This is a genomic window from Enterobacter cloacae complex sp. IR5403 (assembly GCF_049238705.1).
Taxonomy (GTDB): domain Bacteria; phylum Pseudomonadota; class Gammaproteobacteria; order Enterobacterales; family Enterobacteriaceae; genus Enterobacter; species Enterobacter hormaechei_C.
This window is the reverse complement of the sequence record NZ_JBMKHP010000004.1, coordinates 54,587-76,057: the sequence shown is the minus strand read 5'-3', so window position 1 is coordinate 76,057 and position 21,471 is coordinate 54,587. Positions and strand designations below refer to the sequence as shown.

At 55.0% G+C, this 21,471-nt stretch carries 21 protein-coding genes; 12 read left to right on the top strand and 9 right to left on the bottom strand.

Annotation, left to right across the window (positions count from 1 at the left end; translation table 11 throughout):
- Positions 1 to 11: 11 nt before the first annotated feature.
- Complete coding sequence (gene uxaC, locus ACOTW6_RS07520; RefSeq protein WP_047051208.1) at positions 12 to 1,424, bottom strand: glucuronate isomerase; 1,413 nt, start codon at positions 1,422 to 1,424, stop codon at positions 12 to 14.
- Positions 1,425 to 1,899: 475 nt separating this feature from the next.
- On the opposite strand from uxaC, the gene ACOTW6_RS07515 reads away from it, so the two are divergent.
- The 11 genes from ACOTW6_RS07515 to ACOTW6_RS07465 all read left to right on the top strand — a co-directional run bounded on the left by ACOTW6_RS07515 (position 1,900) and on the right by ACOTW6_RS07465 (position 9,281).
- Positions 1,900 to 3,198, top strand: a complete 1,299-nt coding sequence (locus tag ACOTW6_RS07515; protein WP_003862634.1) for an MFS transporter — start codon at positions 1,900 to 1,902, stop codon at positions 3,196 to 3,198.
- A 197-nt stretch (positions 3,199 to 3,395) separates the two neighbouring features.
- Complete coding sequence (gene exuR / locus ACOTW6_RS07510; protein ID WP_003862635.1) at positions 3,396 to 4,172, top strand: transcriptional regulator ExuR; 777 nt, start codon at positions 3,396 to 3,398, stop codon at positions 4,170 to 4,172.
- 342 nt (positions 4,173 to 4,514) lie between these two features.
- The gene (yqjA, locus tag ACOTW6_RS07505) at positions 4,515 to 5,177 is read left to right on the top strand and encodes a DedA family general envelope maintenance protein YqjA (protein WP_003862638.1); all 663 of its coding nucleotides are present in this window, start codon (positions 4,515 to 4,517) and stop codon (positions 5,175 to 5,177) included.
- 2 nt (positions 5,178 to 5,179) lie between these two features.
- Positions 5,180 to 5,563, top strand: a complete 384-nt coding sequence (gene mzrA / locus ACOTW6_RS07500; protein WP_003862640.1) for an EnvZ/OmpR regulon moderator MzrA — start codon at positions 5,180 to 5,182, stop codon at positions 5,561 to 5,563.
- A 143-nt stretch (positions 5,564 to 5,706) separates the two neighbouring features.
- Positions 5,707 to 6,075, top strand: coding sequence for a DUF1090 domain-containing protein (locus tag ACOTW6_RS07495; protein ID WP_047051210.1), 369 nt, complete (start codon positions 5,707 to 5,709; stop codon positions 6,073 to 6,075).
- Positions 6,076 to 6,104: 29 nt separating this feature from the next.
- The gene (locus ACOTW6_RS07490) at positions 6,105 to 6,410 is read left to right on the top strand and encodes a DUF883 family protein (protein ID WP_003862645.1); all 306 of its coding nucleotides are present in this window, start codon (positions 6,105 to 6,107) and stop codon (positions 6,408 to 6,410) included.
- 2 nt (positions 6,411 to 6,412) lie between these two features.
- Complete coding sequence (locus ACOTW6_RS07485) at positions 6,413 to 6,811, top strand: phage holin family protein (RefSeq protein ID WP_003862647.1); 399 nt, start codon at positions 6,413 to 6,415, stop codon at positions 6,809 to 6,811.
- On the top strand, positions 6,808 to 7,104 hold the full coding sequence (locus ACOTW6_RS07480; protein WP_003862649.1) for a YqjK-like family protein: 297 nt from the start codon (positions 6,808 to 6,810) through the stop codon (positions 7,102 to 7,104). The genes ACOTW6_RS07485 and ACOTW6_RS07480 overlap by 4 nt, the downstream gene beginning before the upstream one ends.
- Positions 7,105 to 7,357: 253 nt before the next feature.
- On the top strand, positions 7,358 to 7,750 hold the full coding sequence (locus tag ACOTW6_RS07475; protein ID WP_045141796.1) for a DoxX family protein: 393 nt from the start codon (positions 7,358 to 7,360) through the stop codon (positions 7,748 to 7,750).
- A 72-nt stretch (positions 7,751 to 7,822) separates the two neighbouring features.
- On the top strand, positions 7,823 to 8,809 hold the full coding sequence (locus tag ACOTW6_RS07470) for a glutathione S-transferase family protein (protein ID WP_003862653.1): 987 nt from the start codon (positions 7,823 to 7,825) through the stop codon (positions 8,807 to 8,809).
- Between the two features lie 106 nt (positions 8,810 to 8,915).
- A complete protein-coding gene (locus ACOTW6_RS07465; protein ID WP_000384149.1) occupies positions 8,916 to 9,281 on the top strand; it encodes a DUF805 domain-containing protein in 366 nt (121 codons plus the stop codon).
- A gap of 38 nt (positions 9,282 to 9,319) precedes the next feature.
- On the opposite strand, the gene yhaJ is transcribed toward ACOTW6_RS07465, so the two are convergent.
- Complete coding sequence (gene yhaJ / locus ACOTW6_RS07460; protein ID WP_003862655.1) at positions 9,320 to 10,222, bottom strand: DNA-binding transcriptional regulator YhaJ; 903 nt, start codon at positions 10,220 to 10,222, stop codon at positions 9,320 to 9,322.
- A 104-nt stretch (positions 10,223 to 10,326) separates the two neighbouring features.
- On the opposite strand from yhaJ, the gene ACOTW6_RS07455 reads away from it, so the two are divergent.
- Positions 10,327 to 11,028: a pirin family protein gene (locus ACOTW6_RS07455; RefSeq protein ID WP_062933398.1), complete on the top strand. Its 702-nt coding sequence runs from the start codon at positions 10,327 to 10,329 to the stop codon at positions 11,026 to 11,028.
- An 80-nt stretch (positions 11,029 to 11,108) separates the two neighbouring features.
- On the opposite strand, the gene ACOTW6_RS07450 is transcribed toward ACOTW6_RS07455, so the two are convergent.
- The 7 genes from ACOTW6_RS07450 to tdcA form a co-directional block, all read right to left on the bottom strand.
- Positions 11,109 to 12,413, bottom strand: a complete 1,305-nt coding sequence (locus tag ACOTW6_RS07450; RefSeq protein ID WP_062933399.1) for a serine dehydratase subunit alpha family protein — start codon at positions 12,411 to 12,413, stop codon at positions 11,109 to 11,111.
- A 20-nt stretch (positions 12,414 to 12,433) separates the two neighbouring features.
- Complete coding sequence (locus tag ACOTW6_RS07445) at positions 12,434 to 13,765, bottom strand: amino acid permease (RefSeq protein ID WP_062933400.1); 1,332 nt, start codon at positions 13,763 to 13,765, stop codon at positions 12,434 to 12,436.
- Between the two features lie 274 nt (positions 13,766 to 14,039).
- Positions 14,040 to 16,334, bottom strand: coding sequence for a formate C-acetyltransferase (gene pflB / locus ACOTW6_RS07440; RefSeq protein WP_017693941.1), 2,295 nt, complete (start codon positions 16,332 to 16,334; stop codon positions 14,040 to 14,042).
- Between the two features lie 15 nt (positions 16,335 to 16,349).
- Positions 16,350 to 17,558, bottom strand: a complete 1,209-nt coding sequence (gene tdcD / locus ACOTW6_RS07435; RefSeq protein WP_062933401.1) for a propionate kinase — start codon at positions 17,556 to 17,558, stop codon at positions 16,350 to 16,352.
- A 30-nt stretch (positions 17,559 to 17,588) separates the two neighbouring features.
- On the bottom strand, positions 17,589 to 18,920 hold the full coding sequence (gene tdcC / locus ACOTW6_RS07430) for a threonine/serine transporter TdcC (RefSeq protein WP_006812083.1): 1,332 nt from the start codon (positions 18,918 to 18,920) through the stop codon (positions 17,589 to 17,591).
- 10 nt (positions 18,921 to 18,930) lie between these two features.
- Complete coding sequence (tdcB, locus tag ACOTW6_RS07425) at positions 18,931 to 19,920, bottom strand: bifunctional threonine ammonia-lyase/L-serine ammonia-lyase TdcB (protein WP_062933444.1); 990 nt, start codon at positions 19,918 to 19,920, stop codon at positions 18,931 to 18,933.
- Positions 19,921 to 20,016: 96 nt separating this feature from the next.
- Positions 20,017 to 20,937 (bottom strand): transcriptional regulator TdcA, encoded by a 921-nt coding sequence (tdcA, locus tag ACOTW6_RS07420; protein ID WP_062933402.1) that lies wholly within the window; start codon positions 20,935 to 20,937, stop codon positions 20,017 to 20,019.
- Positions 20,938 to 21,471 lie beyond the last annotated feature (534 nt).

Sequence of the window (21,471 nt, the reverse complement as noted above, 5' to 3'; positions counted from 1 at the left end):
CTCAAACGGCCTTAGTTCAGTTCAATGGCGAAGTAGTCACGCGCATTGTTAAAGCAGATGTTTCTCACCATTTCGCCCAACAGCTGGATATCCGCTGGCGCTTCGCCCGCGTGCACCCAGCGGCCAATCATCTGGCACAGAATGCGGCGGAAATATTCATGGCGGGTATAGGAGAGGAAACTGCGGCTGTCGGTCAGCATGCCAACGAAGCGGCTCAGCAGGCCGAGCTGCGCCAGCTGCGTCATCTGACGCTCCATGCCGTCTTTCTGATCGTTAAACCACCAGCCGGAACCGAACTGCATCTTGCCCGGCATCCCTTCGCCCTGGAAGTTGCCGATCATGGTGCCCAGCACTTCGTTATCGCGCGGGTTCAGGCAGTACAGAATGGTTTTTGGCAGCAGGTTTTGCTCGTTCTGTTTGCTCAGCAGTTTTGACAGCTCTTCCGCCATCGGACGGTCGTTGATGGAGTCAAAGCCCACGTCCGCGCCCAGCAGTTTGAACTGACGCTGGTTGTTATTACGCAGCGCGCCGATGTGATACTGCTGAACCCAGCCGCGACGGGCATATTCCGCACCGAGGAACACCAGCACCGCGGTTTTAAACTGCGCCACTTCGTGCTCGCTCAGGGCTTCGCCGGAGAGACGACGCGCCAGAATGCTGTCCAGCTCAGCTTCGCTGGATTCCGCGAACAGCACTACGTCCAGCGCGTGGTCAGACACTTTACAGCCGTGTGCGGCAAAGTGATCCAGACGTTTGGTCAGCGCGGTTTGCAGATCGCCAAAGCGACGGATATCGGTGTCAGACACTTCCGCCAGCTTCGCCATATAGTCGTTAAAGGTCGGCAGTTCGATGTTGAAGGCTTTATCCGGCCGCCAGCTTGGCAGCACTTTGATGTCAAACGTGCTGTCCTTCGCGACAACCGCGTGGTGCTCCAGAGAGTCGACAGGATCGTCGGTGGTGCCCACCATCTTCACGTTCATCTGCTTCATGATGCCGCGCGCCGAGAAGCTATCCTGCGCCAGCAGTTCGTTGCACTGATCCCAGATTTCATCCGCCGTGGCGGGAGAGAGCAGCTTGCCGGTGATACCAAACGGACGACGCAGTTCGAGGTGCGTCCAGTGGTATAACGGGTTACCAATGGTGTGGGGAACGGTAGCGGCCCAGGCGTCAAACTTCTCGCGATCGGTCGCGTCGCCGGTACACAGGCGCTCGGCCACGCCGTTGGTGCGCATTGCGCGCCACTTATAGTGGTCACCCTTCAGCCAGATATCATACAGGTTTTTGAAACGGTAATTTTCGGCAACCTGCTGCGGCGGTAAATGGCAGTGGTAGTCGAAAATCGGCTGGTCTTTTGCGTAGTCGTGGTACAGGCGGCGAGCAAATTCGGTATCTAACAGAAAATCGTCGGTCATAAACGGTGTCATTATCGTCTTCCTCATTACGGGAGCGTCAGAAAGCTTATGTTCAGATGCTGCAAAGTTATCACACCAATTTCCAGAGTCCGACGTTTTTTTCGTGAGTTAGATCAATAAACGTCGACAAATAAATTACCCTCAAAGGGGTAAACCCTCGCGCAGGCCGCGCCAGTTCTGGCTTTGCGCGCGCCGCATAATGTCCCTACAAAGATTCACACTTTTGTGATGTCACTCACCTTTTAAAGTTGTATGACAAGTTATCTTTTCGCCGTCGCAAACTATAAGCCGACGGAATGCATTACCGGTGTTTGATACATCGGATTTAACGGTACGGAAGCCGACTTAGCACGATTACTTATGGCAAGGTTCGGGCCGTTCCGGGACAGGTTCCCGGTTACGCCCCTCCCGTTACAGAACAGCTCCCGGCAACGGTTGAGTTGTTGCCGTGTCCCGACACGGAAATAACATAACGATGAGGTTTTACATGCGTAAAATTAAAGGGTTACGTTGGTACATGATCGCACTGGTGACGCTCGGCACCGTGCTGGGCTACCTGACACGTAACACCGTGGCAGCAGCGGCGCCAACGTTGATGGAAGAGTTACATATCTCCACGCAGCAATACTCTTACATCATTGCGGCTTACTCTGCCGCTTACACCGTAATGCAGCCTGTTGCAGGTTATGTTCTTGATATTCTGGGTACAAAAATTGGTTATGCCTTCTTCGCTGTAGCCTGGGCCGTCTTCTGCGGGGCGACCGCGCTGGCCGGCAGCTGGGGCGGACTGGCGCTGGCGCGTGGTGCGGTAGGTGCTGCCGAAGCGGCGATGATCCCCGCGGGTCTGAAAGCCAGCTCTGAATGGTTCCCGGCAAAAGAACGTTCAATCGCTGTCGGTTACTTCAACGTGGGCTCCTCCATCGGGGCGATGATTGCTCCGCCACTGGTGGTGTGGGCGATTGTGATGCACAGCTGGCAGATGGCGTTCATCATCTCCGGTGTGCTGAGCTTTGCCTGGGCCATGGCGTGGCTGATCTTCTATAAACACCCGCGCGATCAGAAAAAGCTGTCTGACGAAGAACGTGACTACATTATTAATGGTCAGGAATCTCAGCATCAGACTGACAACGGCAAAAAGATGTCCGTCTGGCAGATCCTGGGCACCCGTCAGTTCTGGGGTATCGCCCTGCCACGCTTCCTGGCAGAACCGGCCTGGGGTACGTTTAACGCCTGGATCCCACTGTTCATGTTTAAAGTTTACGGCTTTAACCTGAAAGAGATCGCGATGTTCGCCTGGATGCCAATGCTGTTTGCAGACCTCGGCTGTATCGTCGGCGGCTACCTGCCACCGCTGTTCCAGCGCTGGTTTGGCGTGAACCTGATTGTGTCCCGTAAGATGGTGGTCACCATGGGCGCCCTGCTGATGATCGGCCCGGGCATGATCGGCCTGTTCACCAGCCCTTACGTGGCTATCGCCCTGCTGTGTATCGGGGGCTTTGCTCACCAGTCTCTGTCCGGTGCGCTGATTACGCTCTCTTCCGACGTGTTTGGTCGTAACGAAGTCGCTACCGCCAACGGCCTGACCGGGATGGCCGCCTGGACCGCAAGTACCCTGTTTGCGCTGGTGGTCGGCGCGCTGGCGGATACGATTGGTTTCAGCCCGCTGTTCGCGGTACTGGCTGTCTTCGACCTGTTGGGTGCGGTGGTTATCTGGACGGTGCTGAAAAGCAAATCCGCCGATGAACTGGCGAAAGAGTCCCTCGGGGGACCGGCGACGCAGAGTTAGCGTTGTTGTGCCGGGTGGCGGCTCCGCCTTACCCGGCCTACAAAACCCAATAAAATCGTAGGCCGGGTAAGCGCAGCGCCACCCGGCAAAATCTTCTCAAAAGCCGCCTCCGGGCGGCTTTTTTCATGGCGAAATCTGGAGAGTGGCACGCAAAAGTGGTATAACAAATCATTCGCCGTACCCTGTCTGGAGCGCATATGGAAATCACCGAATCACGTCGTTTATATCAACAACTTGCCGCCGAGCTGAAAGATCGCATCGAGCAAGGGGTCTATCTTGTCGGTGATAAACTTCCCGCTGAGCGTTTCATTGCGGATGAAAAAAGCGTCAGCCGCACGGTGGTCCGCGAAGCCATCATCATGCTGGAAGTGGAAGGGTATGTTGAGGTACGCAAAGGTTCTGGCATTCATGTGATTTCCAGCCAGGCGAAACACTCCCCCACCCCGGACGAAAGTCTGGAGTTTGCCAGCTACGGTCCGTTTGAGCTTCTCCAGGCTCGCCAGCTGATTGAAAGCAACATTGCGGAATTTGCTGCGACGCAGGTGACCAAGCAGGACATCATGAAGCTGATGGAAATCCAGGATCATGCGCGTAAAGAAAAATGTTTCCGCGATTCCGAATGGGACCTGCAATTCCACGTCCAGGTCGCCCTTGCGACTCAGAACACGGCGCTGGCGGCAATCGTTGAAAAAATGTGGACTCAGCGCGTTCACAACCCGTACTGGAAGAAATTGCACGATCACATTGATTCCCGCACGGTGGATAACTGGTGTGACGATCACGACCAAATTCTTAAAGCCCTGATTCGTAAAGATCCGCATGCGGCGAAACTGGCAATGTGGCAGCACCTGGAGAACACTAAACAGATGCTGTTTAATGAAACAAGTGATGACTTTGAATTTAACGCTGACCGCTATCTTTTTGCCGATAATCCGGTCGTTCACCTCGATACCGCGACCAATCTCGCAAAATAACGCCCCGAACTGCTGGCAGGCGCACCGCCGCGCCTTCCGGCCAGACAGGGTAAGAAAACCTCTATAGTGTCAGCCTTTGTAAAATTTCTCGCTCCCCTCCGTGGCTTACGCCAAAATCGTGTTTCCCCTCAAATTCTGTGACGCAGAACGTCGGGCTTTGTTACAATTGGATTCACTTCGTTATTTTGTAAGTTAGTGCTTGCTAACCAGCCAATTAACAGGGAACAGTGTTGGCCACACATCAATGTGTCCGCGAGCGACCATAATGAAATCATAACAATGTCGCCGTGCTGTATTTCCCGAATTACAGGCGTGACGTTAACCGATTTCCAGGAACACTGAATGGAACTTTTGACCCAACTACTGAACGCCCTCTGGGCTCAGGATTTCGAAACGCTGGCCAACCCGTCCATGATTGGCATGCTCTACTTTGTATTATTTATGATCCTGTTCCTTGAGAACGGTCTGCTGCCTGCTGCCTTTTTACCCGGCGACAGCCTGCTGGTGCTGGTCGGAGTGCTCTGTGCAAAAGGGGCGATGGCTTTCCCGCAAACGGTCCTGCTTTTGACCATTGCCGCCAGCCTGGGCTGCTGGGTGAGTTACATTCAGGGACGATGGCTGGGCAATACGCGAATCGTTCAGAACTGGCTTTCGCACCTTCCGGCACATTACCACCAGCGGGCGCACCACCTTTTCCATAAGCATGGGCTTTCCGCCTTGCTGATCGGCCGCTTTATCGCATTCGTACGCACCCTGCTGCCCACCATTGCGGGCTTGTCCGGCCTGAGCAGCACGCGCTTCCAGTTCTTTAACTGGATGAGCGGCTTGCTGTGGGTACTGATCCTGACCACGCTCGGCTACGCGCTGGGTAAAACGCCGGTCTTTATGAAATACGAAGACCAGCTGATGTCTTGCCTGATGCTGCTGCCCGTCGTTCTGCTGGTGTTTGGCCTGGTCGGGTCCCTGGTCGTACTGTGGAAGAAGAAATACGGAGCCAGGGGTTAACGATGGTTATCTCCCCGCTCGCGCTGCGCCGCTTCTCTTACGCCATCGTCGCGCTGATGATGTTCAGCGCTCTTATCCTGCTGTGGTCTGCGCTACAGCATCAGGAGTCGACGCTGGCTATCCGTCCTGTGAGCCAGGGAACCAGCGTGCCGGATGGTTTTTCCATCTGGCATCATCTGGACGCGAACGGGATCCGCTTTAAGAGCATCACGCCGCAAGACGATGTGCTGCTGATAAAATTTGACTCCAGTGCGCAAAGCGCCGCGGCGAAAGCCGTGCTGGACCGCACGCTGCCGCAGGGTTACATCATCGCGCAACAGGATGATGACAGCCACGTTGCCTCCTGGATGTCACGGTTACGCGACACGTCGCATCGATTTGGTTAACGACTAATATTCCGAATATTTTCACCTACTTTGGTGAAACTCCCGTTTACTTACTATGCTTAAGTACGCGGAGCACCCCTCAGATGTTCTCCGCTTAGTTCTGGAACACGGCTTACGCCGTAACACAATGGAAGGTTTCTATAATGAAATACCGCATCACTCTGGCTCTGGCCCTTTTTTCTTTAAGCACAGCTTCCTTCGCGATGTCTCTTTGTCAGGAGAAAGAACAGGATATCCAACGCGAAATCAGTTATGCCGAAAAGCATAACAACCAGCACCGGATCGACGGGCTGAAAAAAGCGTTGAGCGAAGTGAAAGACAACTGTACGGACAGCAAGCTGCGTGCCGATCATCAGAAAAAAATCGCTGAACAGAAGGACGAGATAGCCGAGCGCCGTCAAGACCTTCAGGAAGCGAAAGCTAAAGGTGATGCGGAAAAAATTGCCAAGCGCGAGAGGAAGTTGCAAGAGGCGCAGGACGAACTGAAAGCGCTGGAAGCTCGCGATTATTGAGTTAACGGAAATCTCAACAGGAGAGAATCATGTCAAAAGATACAACTTCAGAAAATCTGCGCGCTGAACTGAAATCCCTGGCGGACACCCTGGAAGAGGTGCTGAATTCTTCTGCCGATAAATCGAAAGAAGAAGTAAGCAAACTGCGCAGCAAAGCGGAGCAGGCACTGAAAGAGAGCCGTTACCGTCTGGGTGAAACCGGTGATGCGCTGGCGAAACAGACCCGCGAAGCGGCAGCGCGCGCAGACGAATATGTACGTGATAATCCATGGACGGGTGTGGGTATTGGCGCCGCAGTGGGTGTGGTGCTGGGTGTCCTGCTGACGCGTCGTTGATTATGGAAGATCCACGTCACGCACAAGGGCCTGCTAAAAACGTCCTCGGCATCGGCCAGCGTATTCTGACAACGCTGGTCGGGATTGCCGAAACGCGCGTCCGGCTTGCGGTAGTGGAGCTGGAAGAGGAGAAAGCCAACCTCTTCCAGATGCTGCTCATGCTAGGGCTTACGATGCTCTTTGCCGCGTTTGGTCTGATGAGCCTGATGGTGTTAATCATCTGGGCTATCGATCCCCAATATCGTCTGAACGCGATGATTGCGACTACCGTGGTTCTGCTGGTGGCAGCGCTGATAGGCGGTATCTGGACCCTGCATAAAGCGCGCACGTCGACCTTCCTGCGCCATACGCGCCAGGAGCTGGCCAACGACCGCGCCCTGCTGGAGGATGATAAGTCGTGAGCGACAAAGCCGAACGTCAAAAGCGGAAAGCGTATCTGTTGAGCCAAATCCAGCAGCAGCGGCTGGATCTGTCTGCCAGCCGTCGAGACTGGGTTGAAGCCACGCATCGGTTTGACCGCGGCTGGAACACGGTCCTGAGCCTGCGCTCATGGGCGCTGGTCGGCAGCAGCGTGATGGCGATCTGGTCGGTTCGGCATCCTAACATGCTGATCCGCTGGGCACGCCGCGGCTTTGGCGCCTGGAGCGCATGGCGTCTGGTGAAAACCACGCTGCGACAGCAGCAGTTGCGGTGATAAAAGTAAAACGGTAACCCTGGTTACCGTTTTTTGTTTTTGCCCCCTCTCCCTGTGGGAGAGGGATGGGGTGAGGGCACCAGCCCGCACGCTCCCTTACTCAATATCTTTGAAGAAGATTGACAGTTTTCCTTGCTAACAATTACCACCCGCCCCGTTTACACTCCTCTCCATCGACAGCAAAGACGCGGTATCTACCCGAATTTGCACACAAATAACGTTTAGCCGCTGATGTGGTTTCCTGGAGAGTAAAATGAAAAAATTAGAAGATGTTGGTGTACTGGTAGCGCGTATTCTGATGCCTGTTCTGTTCATCACCGCAGGCTGGGGCAAAATTACCGGCTATGCGGGCACTCAGCAGTATATGGAAGCGATGGGCGTGCCGGGGTTTCTGCTGCCACTGACCATTCTGCTTGAGTTCGGCGGCGGCCTGGCAGTCCTGTTCGGCTTCCTGACCCGCACCACGGCGCTGTTCACCGCAGGCTTTACCCTGCTGACTGCGTTCATCTTCCACAGCAACTTTGCGGAAGGCGTGAACTCCCTGATGTTCATGAAAAACCTGACCATCGCGGGTGGCTTCCTGCTGCTGGCTATCATGGGTCCGGGCGCCTACAGCATCGACCGTCTTCTGAATAAGAAGTGGTAAGCAGGCTATACTGATTACATTCAAAGCGAGGAGACATCTCCTCGCTTTTGCTATCTGACGGAGGAGTAAAAAATGGGACAACTCGTAGACGGCGTCTGGCAGGATGTCTGGTATGACACCAAATCCACCGGTGGACGCTTTAAGCGCTCTGTTTCGGCCTTCCGTAACTGGCTGACCGCCGACGGCGCACCCGGCCCGAGTGGCGAAGGGGGCTTTGCGGCGGAAAAAGATCGTTATCATCTGTATGTTTCTCTCGCCTGTCCGTGGGCGCACCGCACGCTGATTGTGCGCAAACTTAAAGGTCTCGAATCGTTAATTCCGGTTTCGGTGGTTAACCCGCTGATGCTGGAAAACGGCTGGACGTTCGACAGTGACTTCCCGGCCGCGACGGGGGATGAGCTTTATCATCACGATTTCCTGTATCAGCTCTATCTGCGCGCCGATCCGCACTACACCGGGCGCGTAACGGTGCCTGTGCTGTGGGACAAGAAAAACCAGACGATCGTCAGCAATGAATCCGCTGAAATCATTCGCATGTTCAATACCGCGTTTGACGCGCACGGTGCCCGCGCCGGGGATTATTACCCGGTTGAGCTGCGCGAGAAAATTGACGAGCTGAACGGCTGGATCTACGACAACGTCAACAACGGCGTCTATAAAGCAGGCTTTGCCACCAGTCAGGAAGCGTACGACGAAGCGGTCGGCAACGTGTTTGGATCCCTGGAGCGCCTGGAGCAGATCCTCGGCCAGCATCGTTATTTAACGGGCGATCGCCTCACCGAAGCAGACATCCGCCTGTGGACGACGCTGATCCGCTTTGATCCGGTATATGTCACCCACTTCAAGTGCGACAAGCACCGCATCAGTGATTACCTGAACCTGCACGGTTTCCTGCGCGACATCTATCAGATGCCAGGGATTGCGGAGACGGTCAATTTTGACCATATTCGCACCCACTATTTCCGCAGTCATAAGACCATCAACCCAACGGGCATTATCTCCATTGGCCCGTGGCAGGACCTGGATGAACCGCACGGGCGCGACGTGCGTTTCGGATAATTATTTAGGGAATCAATTGATTCCCTTTTTTAATTCACGGCATACATCTATCCTTACCTCGATCGCTTAGAAAACAAGTGATTGACTGATTAAGAGGCAAGGAAAAATGGACTGGTATTTAAAGGTACTGCGCAACTATTTTGGTTTTGGTGGCCGCGCCCGCCGCAAAGAGTACTGGATGTTCGTTCTGGTGAACTTCGTCCTGATTATGGTGCTGGGCATTGTGGACAAGATCCTCGGCTGGGAACGCGAGGGGGGTGAAGGCATTCTCACCACCATTTATGGTGTGTTAGTTCTGCTGCCTTCATGGGCCGTACTGTTTCGTCGTCTCCACGACACCGATCGTTCGGCGTGGTGGCTGCTGTTGCTGTTGATCCCGCTTATCGGCTGGATCGTGATTTTGATTTTCAACTGTCAGAGCGGAACGCCGGGCGAAAACCGCTTTGGTCCGGATCCTAAAGCAAGCGCGTAAATTCTGCCCGGTGGCGCTTACGCTTACCGGGCCTACGCTTATTTGTTGTGGTGGGCAAAGAGCTTGGGAATTTCACGCAAACACCATGATTTGGCTTCGCCCATGCTGTCACGACGCCACGCCATAATGATATCCACTTCGCTGGTGTATTCCGGGCTGACGACGCGCAGCCGCCCTTCTGCAATGTCCTTTTCGACAAACGGGTACGGCATCGTCGCCACGCCCAGCCCCGCCAGGAGCGCCTGCCGTTTGTCTTCCAGCGACGTTACCGTCAGTCGCGGCTGTTTATCCAGCAACTGTACCGTTAACACCGGGCGCTCTCGGGCGGTATCCGCGACCGCCACGCCGCGGTATTTCACGCGCGTGACCTCAGAGAGCGGCTCCGGCTCCTGATGGATCGGGTGATCCGGGGCGGCGACGTAGACGTTCATCACGCTGTACAGTTTGCGCGAATTGATTTCTGACGATGAGCGGAAATGCATGTCCGGCGCAATGACGATATCCGCCCTGCCCGTCTCAAGACGCTCCCACGCCCCGGCCAGCACCTCGGTGATGATCGACAGCTGGGTATTGGCTTTCGCGGCCAGTCTGTCCACCAGCGGGAACAGCGCCTCGGTGGGCACCAGCGCTTCGGTCACTAACGTCAGATGGGTTTCCCAGCCGCGGGCCAGCGCTTCGGCATCGGTCGTCAGCTTATCCGCCGCTTCCAGCAGCACACGACCGCGCTCCAGCAGCATCCGCCCAACGTTAGTGAATTTTGTTCGATGACCGGAACGATCGAAGAGCACAACATCCAGCTCCTCTTCCAGTTTTTGCATGGTATAGCTCAGGGCAGACGGAACGCGCCCCAGTTCATCTGCCGCCGCGGCAAAACTGCCGCGCCTGTCAATCGCGTCCATGACGCGAAGCGCCTCAAGCGTCAATGCTCTCTCTTTAGCCATCTCGTTCTCATTCAGGAAATTTGAACATACCAGGCAGAATATCTGGCTAACAATGCAGCGTCCATACCTTTACCATTGATTTAGTGTAAAGAGAGGTCAAGTTTATGATTACGACAAGAACAGCGAAACAGTGCGGACAAGCCGATTTCGGTTGGTTGCAGGCCCGCTACACCTTTTCCTTTGGACACTACTTTGACCCTAAACTCCTCGGTTACGCTTCACTGCGCGTATTGAATCAGGAAGTGCTCGCCCCGGGCGCGTCCTTCCAGCCGCGCACGTACCCTAAAGTCGATATCCTGAACCTGATCCTGGAAGGCGAGGCAGAATACCGCGATAGCGAGGGCAATCATGTCCAGGCGAAGGCTGGCGAGGCGCTGTTAATTTCCACGCAGCCAGGTATTAGCTACAGCGAGCATAACCTCAGCAAAGAAAAAACGCTGACCCGCATGCAGCTGTGGCTGGATGCCTGTCCGGAGCGGGAAAATCCGCTGGTGCAAAAGATCGATCTGAAGGGCGATCAACAGCAGCTGATTGCCTCGCCAGACGGCAGCAAAGGCAGCTTGCAGTTACGCCAGCAGGTGTGGCTGCACCATATCGAACTGAAAAAAGGTGAACAGGCGAGCTTCCAGCTTCATGGCCCGCGAGCCTATTTGCAGTCGATTCACGGAACGGTGCATGCGGTCACGCATACGGAAGAGAAAGAAGCGCTCACCTGCGGTGACGGGGCGTTTATTCGTGATGAAGCGAATATCACCCTGGTGGCCGATACGCCGCTGCGCGCGCTGCTGATTGATTTGCCGGTTTAAGATCAACACGCCCCCTCGCTCGATCGGTTCCCTCTCCCTGTGGGAGAGGGTTAGGGTGAGGGGTAACGGGTTGGATTAAATCACAACACCTTACTCGCCATAATCTCAATGATCTGTCGGTCCGTCGCCTGCATTGAGCGGCACGCCAGGGCGCACAGGTTAGAGATAGACTGTTCCACGTCGTGCGCCACAATCCCCTCGTTACCCGTCACCGCAGTATCATCCAGCGCCATCATCACGGCTTTCCAGGCGCTGGTGACGCTGGTCGAGACCTTCATTGCGCAGCTGTTAGAAGCCCCATCGCAGATCATCCCGCTCACGTCGCCGATCATACTGCCGATCGCCATGGCAATAGTCTGGTAAGAACCGCCCATCAGCCACGCCATCCCCGCCGCAGCCCCCATTCCGGCGGTTGTCGCCGCGCACAACGCGGACAACCGCGGAAGCTGGTAATGGATATAGATCGCCGACAGATGCGAGAGCATCAGCGCCCGCGCCAGCCGTTCGTCATCGGCCTGAACGTGCTCAGCCACCACCACCACCGGCATGGTGGCGGTGATGCCCTGATTCCCGGAACCCGAGTTGCTCATCGCCGGCAGCGTCGCGCCTCCCATGCGGGCATCCGAGGCTGCGCTGGTGCGGATCACAATGTCTGACCCCAGATCCTGCGCCATCCAGCCGCGTGCACGCTGTTTATTGAGCGTCGCACCAATGTGCAGCCCCCAGTTGCCACGCAAACCTTCTCGGGAAAGCGCATCATTCAGCCGCCCCGCATCAAGAATAAAGCGGATCGCGTCGAACGGCACCTGCTCTACAAACTCAAGGATCTGCGACAGCGTGGTGGTCGAGAGTACCGCCAGCGGATCGTCGTTGTTCTGGCTCTGACGATCGTCAAGCCTGAAGCGCGTTTCGCCCTGACAAACTACCTCCACCACGCGAGTGTGTCCGCCAGCGATGGTCACCATCGCCGAGGATTCACCGACGTAAACGCAGGCGCGTGAATAGAGGATCTCCTCGCACGGCTCCTGCAATTTCACCTGCACCAGACCCGCGTTCAGCAGTGCTTTGGCGCGCGTTAGCGCCTCGGCCGACGCGTCTTTCAACACCTCCAGCCCGGCGTGGGCATTACCGCCTGTCGCCCCCAGCGCGGCCGCGATGGGTAAACCGACCATACCGGTGCCGGGCACCGTTACGCCAAGCCCGTTTTTCATCAGGTTCGGCGATACCCACGCCTCGATACGCGTCACCTCACCGGAAAGCTGTCCGGCAGCCATCGCGCACGCCAGCGCCAGCGAGACGGGTTCGGTACAGCCCAGCGCAGGCTTTACCTCTTCCTGCACGGCGCGAATAAAATGGTTCCATAAAGGATTAATTTGCTCAGACATCGTTACGACCTTATTTAACCTCATGAGAAGGCGAGGAAAGGAGAAACACAAAGCAGCAGCCCGGTAATCACAATAATCACCAGCGATACGCCTTTATATTTATGAAGTGCGGGCACTTTGTAGACCAGCCACGCCGGAATTAAGCAACCCACCATCCCGAAAATAGGGCTACAGATGGAGGTGAAGCTCAGCACCGGCGCGTTTAACACAATCGCGCTCCAGGCCAGCAGGATAGCGAACAGCATAATCCCGAGCTGGACGGCATTTTCATTGATTTTCTCCGCCGGCATTTTGCGGCGCAGGATGTTCATCACGATGCCCTGCGTCGCCTCACGAAAGCCGAGATAGACGCCAAAGAACGCGGTCATCACGGCAAAAATATTGAGGATCACGCTGACGATTTTGACCCAGCCCGCACCGTCACCGCTGATGAACTGTGCTGCGATAGCCAGGGCGGAAATATTCTGCTCGTAGGCTTTTACCGCCTCGTCGTGCCCCATCGCCAGCGTGAAGGAGACCGCGTAGAAAAAGACCGTCACAAACAGCACGCCAAAGGCGATATTCATTGCCCGCAGCGCTTTATGACGCGCCACCTCTACGGATTTTTCCCGTGAACGATAGGAAATCACCATCGGGCTTAATGTCTGAATAAACAGAATGGAGGTTAAGGTGAAAGGCAGCGTAATAATGGCGTTTTTAATCAGCAGGCCCATCGGCGGCAGCATACCGACGTTGGCTAAATGCCAGAGGCCAATCATCGAAAGCCCCAGCGCCGCCACCACAAATAATTTGGTCAGCACCATCAGGCTGGAGACTTTAAACAGCAGTTTTTCACCGCGCGACGATATGGCGACCAGAATGCAGATCAGGAATAAGCCGTAGAACGGATTTTCCGACAGCAAACCGTGGGTTACGCCGAAGGTGTGCAAATAGGAGGCGCTGTCGTTGGTGATAGCCGTGGAATAGACAAACATCCAGATCACCAGCATCACGAAATAAAGCGCACCCAATAAGATGCCCCAGTTTTTACCTAAATAACCGCTAATGACGCTCGGGTAATCTTTGCATTCCGGTGATTCCGCCAGCGTATTAATAAACAGGCGCTGGAACAGGTACATAGCCGGATAACCAATTATCGACGAGAGTAAAAATACCCACAGCCCCATTAACCCAACCTGCACCGGAAGAAAAACAATACCCGCGCCGATAGCCATCCCGATACTCATGATGACCCAGCCCGTATCGGTGCTGTCGAATTTGATCGCCTCTCGCCATTCGCTTTCGCTCATTCCCGCCCGCCTTGCCGCAGGGGAATCACTCACAATCACACTGCTGTTTGTTGCCATATTCATTGGGCACTCGCTTATTTTGTAGGGTAACTGGTTGTTTTTATAAGGTTCCGATCGCCAGCGATTGCGAGTCAGAAGGTACAGGTGTGAGTTATTGATATGGGAAGATCATATCCGGAGCGCGGGAGAAAAAAGTCACAAGTTTTATAGGGATTTTCTAAAGCGAGAGAAAAATATCACTTCGGGATAGCAGAAAGGAGAATAAGTTTTCTAAAATTGATGGCGTTCACAAAATTAAAAGCCTCCCCACTTGAGGAGGCTGAAGATGAAGCCTGTATTACATCGCCTGCGTAAACGTCCTCGAAATCACGTCCTGCTGCTGCTCGCGCGTCAGAGCGTTAAACCGCACCGCATAGCCTGAAACGCGGATCGTCAGGTTCGGATAATTCTCCGGATGGGCGACGGCATCCAGCAGCATCTCCCGGTTCATCACGTTGACGTTCAGGTGTTGCCCGCCCTCAATGGTCGCTTCGTGGTGGAAGTATCCGTCCAGCAGCCCGACAAGGTTGGTTTTGCGCACCGGCTCGTCCTTGCCCAGTGCCTGCGGCACGATGGAGAAGGTGTAGGAGATCCCGTCTTTGGCATAGGTGAACGGCAGCTTGGCGACCGAGGTTAACGACGCCACTGCCCCTTTTCTGTCGCGCCCGTGCATCGGGTTGGCGCCAGGCGCAAACGGCGTGCCGCCGCGACGTCCGTCCGGCGTGTTGCCGGTCTTCTGGCCGTAAACCACGTTTGAGGTGATGGTCAGGATCGACTGGGTCGGTACCGCGTTGCGGTACGTCGGCAGCGCCTGGATTTTTTTCATAAAGCGCTCAACCAGATCGCAGGCGATACTGTCCACGCGATCGTCGTTGTTGCCGTACTGCGGATAGTCGCCTTCGATGACGAAATCGACCGCCAGGCCAGTGTGGTCGCGCACCGGTTTTACCGTGGCGTACTTGATGGCCGACAGGGAATCCGCCGCCACCGACAGCCCGGCAATGCCGCAGGCCATGGTGCGGTAGACGTCCCGGTCGTGCAGCGCCATCAGCGAGGCTTCGTAGCTGTATTTATCATGCATATAGTGAATGAGATTCAGCGCGCTGATGTACTGCACCGCCAGCCAGTCCATGAAGTGATCGAGGCTCGCCATTACGGTGTCGTAATCCAGTACCTCATCCAGCAGCGGCTCGGTTTTCGGCCCCACCTGGATCTTCAGCTTCTCATCCACCCCGCCGTTGATTGCGTACAGCAGCGTTTTCGCCAGGTTGGCGCGTGCGCCGAAGAACTGCATCTGCTTGCCGATCACCATCGGGCTGACGCAGCAGGCAATGGCGTAGTCGTCGCTGTTGAAGTCGGCGCGCATCAGATCGTCGTTCTCGTATTGCAGCGAGGAGGTGACGATCGACACCTGCGCGGCGTATTTCTTGAACGCGATCGGCAGTTGTTCGGACCAGAGGATCGTCAGGTTTGGCTCCGGCGCAGGCCCCATGGTGTGCAGGGTATGCAGGTAGCGGAAGCTGTTTTTGGTCACCAGCGTACGGCCATCCAGCCCCATGCCGCCAATCACTTCCGTGGCCCAGATCGGATCGCCGGAGAAGAGCGTATCGAACTCCGGCGTGCGCAGGAAGCGTACCATGCGGATCTTCATGATGAAGTGGTCGATCAGCTCCTGGGCCTGCACCTCATTCAGCCTTCCTGCCTGCATGTCGCGTTCAATGTAGATATCAAGGAACGAAGCCGTGCGCCCCAGCGACATCGCCCCGCCGTTCTGGGATTTCACTGCGGCAAGGTAGGCAAAGTAGACCCACTGCACCGCTTCCTGCGCATTCATCGCCGGACGTGAAATATCAAAGCCATAGTTCGCCGCCATCTGCTGGATCTGGAGCAACGCCCGTTTATGCTCCGCCAGCTCCTCGCGCAGGCGGATCGTGGCCTCCAGATCTTCTCCGCGCTCCAGTTTCCCCTGGAGATCGGCGAACTGAAGTTCACGCTCGCGCACCAGATAGCTGATGCCGTACAGCGCCACGCGACGGTAGTCGCCGATGATGCGTCCGCGCCCGTAGCCGTCCGGCAGACCGGTCAGCACCCCCGATTTGCGGCAGCGCATCATCTCCGGGGAGTAAACGTCAAACACGCCCTGGTTGTGGGTTTTGCGCAGGTCGGTAAAGAGATATTCAAACTGCGGATCCATCTCGCGACCGTAGGCTTCGAACGAACTGCGGATCATATTGATCCCGCCGTACGGATGCAGGGCGCGCTTGAGCGGCTTGTCGGTTTGCAGACCGACGATCGTCTCCAGCTCCTGATCAATATAGCCCGGCCCGTGCGCGGTAATGGTGGTGGCGATGTTGGTGTCAAAATCCACCGGAGCGTGAGTGGCATTCTCCTGACGAATGCCGACCATCACCTTCTGCCACAGCGCCGTCGTTGCTGGCGTCGCCTGCGCGAGGAAAGCTTCATCGCCTTCATAAGGGGTGTAGTTATGCTGAATAAAATCGCGCACGTTAATGGCGTTTTTCCATTCTTCACCGCGAAACCCGGCCCATGCATCGCTGTAAGGCGCGACGCCCGTATCGATTGTTACTTTCATCAGATTCTCGCTTTATCAGGCGTAAGCCGCAGCCGGAGTAACCTTCCCAAGACGGAGGGCATCCAGCGCGATCATTTTTTCTTCATTGGTAGGGATCACCGCGCAGGCCGCGCGGGACGACTCGGTGGAGATCACGCGCTCGCCCGCGCTGCCCGGCAGGGCATTTTTGGACTCGTCGAGGATGATGCCAAACACCTTAAGATGCTCCACCACCAGCGCGCGGATAAGCACGGAGTTCTCACCGATCCCCCCGGTAAACACCACGCCATCCAGACGGTGCAGGGACGCGGCATGACCGGCGATATGTCGTGCAATCCGGTGGACAAAGGTCTTTATTGCCAGCCGCGCCCGCTCGTTGCCGTCATGCCAGGCTTTCTCGAGCGCGCGCAAATCGGAGGAGATGCCGGAGATCCCCAGCAGCCCCGACTCTTTGTTTACCACACGCTCCAGATCCTCGAATGACTGACCGGTCTGCCGGGCAATCCACGCCATCGCGCCAAAATCTACGTCGCCGCAGCGCGTGCCCATCACCAGTCCTTCAAGCGGCGTCATCCCCATGGACGTGTCCACGCTTACGCCGTTACGCACCGCGCAGATGGATGCCCCGTTGCCGAGATGGGCAATCACCAGGCCGCTGTCATCGGGAGAGAGCCCAAGAAGCGCGTGCGCCTGCGCCGACACGTAGCGGTGAGAGGTGCCGTGGAAACCGTAGCGGCGCACGCCCAGCTCATCAAAATAGCGGTACGGCAAGCCGTACAGATACGCCTGCGGCGCCATGGTCTGGTGGAAGCTGGTATCAAATACCGCCACCTGCTGCACGCCGGGGAACAGGCGCCCGGCGGCTTCCACGCCGCTCAGGTTGGCGTAGTTATGCAGCGGCGCCAGCGGGGAGACCTCGCGGATCTGCGCCATCACCTCTTCCGTGATCAGGGTCGACTCGCTGAAGAGGTCGCCGCCGTGGGCAATGCGATGGCCAATCAAGGCCACGCTGCCCATCAGGTTGCGTTTCTCCAGCTCCAGGGCGATGGCGGCCAGCGCCCCTTCGTAGTCCTGGTGAGCCAGTCTGACCGGCTCACCCCCATTGACGGAAATAAAGGCTTTTTCTGTGTTGATGCCGTCCGCAATGCCCGTCATCAGGGCATCGCAGCCTGCGGCGTCCAGCACCGAGAACTTAACAGAGGACGATCCGCAGTTAATGACCAGTACTACCGGAAACTCAATCATGGTATGGCTCCGCTCTTCCTGAGCTTTGGTTTAAAACAGTTTGTATACGATGTTCAGAATGGTCAGCAGGCCGACCACGGTTACGAAGATGTTCTCGGTCCGGCCTTTGTATTTCGCCAGCGCAGGCGCCTTGCGGATGGCGTACATCGGCAGCAGGCACAGCAGAGAGGCGATAATTGGCGCACCCATGGCTTCAATAAGGTCCAGGATGTTCGGGTTGGCGTAGGCCACAATCCAGGTGGAGCCCATGATGAAGACCATGCTGATGGTGTTCAGCTTGCCCACGGAGACTTTCTTCTTGTCGCCCTTGTAACCGAACTTGAGGATCAGACCGTTCAGCCCCTCCAGCGTGCCCAGATAGTGGCCGAAGAAGGATTTAAAGATAGCGACCAGCGCGATGATGGAGGCGCCGTATTCCAGCACCGTGGCGAACGTGGATTTACTGCCTGACATCGACGCGAAGTGGTTCGCCAGGTAAGAGAGCACCGGAATGTTCTGCGCTTTGGCGTCCGCCATGTTCTGCGGAGAGAGCGTAAACAGGCAGCTAAAGGCGAAGAACATCACCACCGCCACCATCAGCAGGCTGGCGCGACCGATGATTTTGGAACATTTCTGCTCGGTAAACTCTTTTCCGAACTCCGGCTCGTACTCTTCGCGCTTGGAGACCACAAACGAGGAGACGATAGGCGAGAAGTTGAAGGAGAAGACCATGATGGAGATGCCCAGCCACACCGTGACCAGAATGCCGTCATGACCGGTGAAGGCGATATCGCTCAGGTTAACCTGGTCGATCACCGCCGAGTTCCAGTACGGGATCAGCGAGAGCGAAATCAGCACCAGGCTGGCGATGAACGGGAACACCAGGTAGCTCATCACCTTCACCATCAAGTCTTTACCGAACCAGATAACAAAGGCCATCAGCAGCAGCAGGAACAGCGCCACCACGCCGCGATTCAGGGCGGGCATCTGGAGTTGGTTTTCCCAGAAGGTCATAAAGGTGTTGGTAATGGTGACGCCGTAAATCCACAGCAGCGGGCAAATGGCAAAGAAGTAGAGGAAGGTGATCACCACCCCGCCGGTCTTACCAAAATGCTCTTCCACCGTTTCGGTGATGTTGCCGGAGACGTTACTGCCGGACAAACACAGACGCGCCAGCGCGCGGTGGCAGTAAAAGGCAATCGGGAACGCGAGTACCAGCATCAGCAGGATGGGGATCAAGCCGCCAAAGCCTGCACGGATAGGGAAGAACAGCACGCCTGCGCCAATGGCGGTACCAAACAGGCCGAGCGTCCAGGTGGTATCCGATTTACGCCAGGTGGACGTTTTTGTCTGGCCAACGATAATGCTTTCTGTGTTGCTCATAAGTCATCCTTTATGCGTCAACGAAGCCGGTAATTTGGGAAACACGGGAGAGATCAATATTGCCACCGGAAATAATGCAGACGGTTTTTCGGCCCTGAATATAGTGGTCCAGCTTGCCGCTTAATAACGCCGCGCACGCCAGCGCACCGGCACCTTCCGTGACCACTTTATTTCGCTGAATAAGCGCGATCATGCTGTTGCGAATCTCGTCTTCACTGACCAGCACAATGTCATCGACTAATTCACGAACAATTTCGAAGGTTAATTTACCCGGGCGAGACACGTCGCAGCCGTCGGCTAATGTGCCGGTGACGCGATGGTTGGTTATTTCTCCCGCCTGATACGATGCCGCCATTCCGTGCACGTTTTCAGACTGCACGCCGATAATATTAATGGTCGGGTTGATGGATTTAATTGCTGTCGCAATACCGGCAATTAAACCGCCGCCGCCGATGGGGACAATCACGTTATCCACGTCATATAAATCTTCGAGGATTTCCAGGCCGATGGTGCCCTGCCCGGCAATGACTTTCGGATCGTCGTAAGGCGGGATAAAAATGCGCCCTTCCATCTCGACGATTTCGCTCACTTTGGCGATGGTGTCGTTAAAGTTTTCGCCGTGCAGCACCACTTCGGCGGAGTAGTCGCGCGTGGCGGCAACCTTGGATTTCGGCGCGCCCATCGGCATGACCACTTTGCCGTCGATGCCGAGCATGGCGCAGGAGAGAGAGACCCCCTGCGCGTGGTTCCCTGCGGAACAGGCCACCACGCCCTTGCGTTTTTCCGCATCGGTCAGCGAGCTTAATTTATTGAACGCCCCACGTATTTTAAACGAACCGGTACGCTGCATATTTTCAAATTTCAGGAATATCTCACCCTTACACCGTTCGCTCAGATAATTCGAGCGCGGCATTCCGGTTTTATAGATCTTTCCCGCCAGTCGTTTTCTGGCGTCCTGAATATCTTCAATGGTCACCGGGAGATCGTAAGTAATGTGCATAATATCCTCGTTATAATAATTCATTGTTTTCAGGCAAAGTCAGGGTATCAGAGCGTTAAAAAGCGTCGCTCCGGGTGTTTTAAATCATCATTATCTCTATCGTCGTTTTTCGGTATTCATCGACGAATATTGTTTTGCCAGTTCAACTAATATTGACGCCGATTTTTTAATACTGTAATTTTTTGACCACACGGCGGCATAACGCGCCACGGGTAATTCATCTTCCACAGGCAGGACAATAAACTGGTCCGAGCCGAATGGCGCAATCATGTCACGGGGGATCACCGTCAGGTAATCGGCATTGAGGACAAGGTTATAGATGGTGACGACGGAATCGGTCTGGACGATGTTTTCAATGCTGATGTGGTTGTCTTGCAGGGTGGTCAGGAGTTCGTTGTAGTAGCCCATATCGGTTTGCGGCATCACCCACTGCTCGTGCGTGAGCGATGCCAGTCTGGTCGGGCCGGTGCACGTTCGTGATTTACTCGCCACCAGCACAAACTCGGATTCAAACAGTGGCTCAACGTGAAGATCCTGAAGCTGCATCCCGTCGCTCAGCGTGCCGATGGCGAAATCCAGCCGGCCATCGCGAATGGCGGGCAGGAATGAAGAGAGCTGCGCTTCATACATTGAGACGCGCGCTTTCGGGAACACTTCCTTGAATTTTTTGATCATCCCGGACAGGAAGGTGAAGCCAATCAGCGACGGATAGCCGAAGGAGACGTCCATGACGGTACTGAAGCTGAGGCTGTTGATCTCGCTCACCATGTTTTTCATTTCGCGGGTGATCGACTCAGCGTAGGACAGCAGCACCTGACCGGCGGCAGTGAGTTTTACGCCGGTGTTCTTACGCACCATCACTTCCACCCCAAAGTAGGATTCGATGTCGCTGATGATTTTGCTGACGGCAGGTTGCGTCAGCCCCAGTTGTCTTGCAGCAGAACCTATGGAGCCACTTTTGATGACTTCCTGAAATACCACGAGGTGCTGTGTTTTCGGTAGAATAATAGTATTCATAATATTCTGCGCTTATTTCCCTATGACGCAGCGGATTCTACCCAATATTGTTTCAGGGGGTATGTGCTGTTACTCACAATTTGCCATGACGCCCTTTTTATCACTGCATTCAAAACCGATTTATCACCTTATTAATCAAACAGTTAAGCAACTTAAAATACGCAATTACGCTGATATTGATCAACAAAATCCGCAGTAATAAATTTATTTTATGGCAATAACCTGCGTGAATTTTTTTGCCTTAAAAATATTAATAAAGACTATCTTTCAGGCAATTAAAGGTTAATAAACCACCATTATTCTTTTAAAACATTTTTGTGGTTTATCAACTTTACCAGGAATATTTATTCAGTTCCCGGTTAAAGAGTGGGATATATCACACATTCACCAGAAGAATGTTTTTAGATTCAATATTAAATTATCAAATGAATAACATTCGGCATCACTGACCAAACATTTACAACATCTGCTCAACACTAAAATTTTCTAATTTTATAGCGTTAAATTTTGTGATTACGATCATGCGCAGCAGAT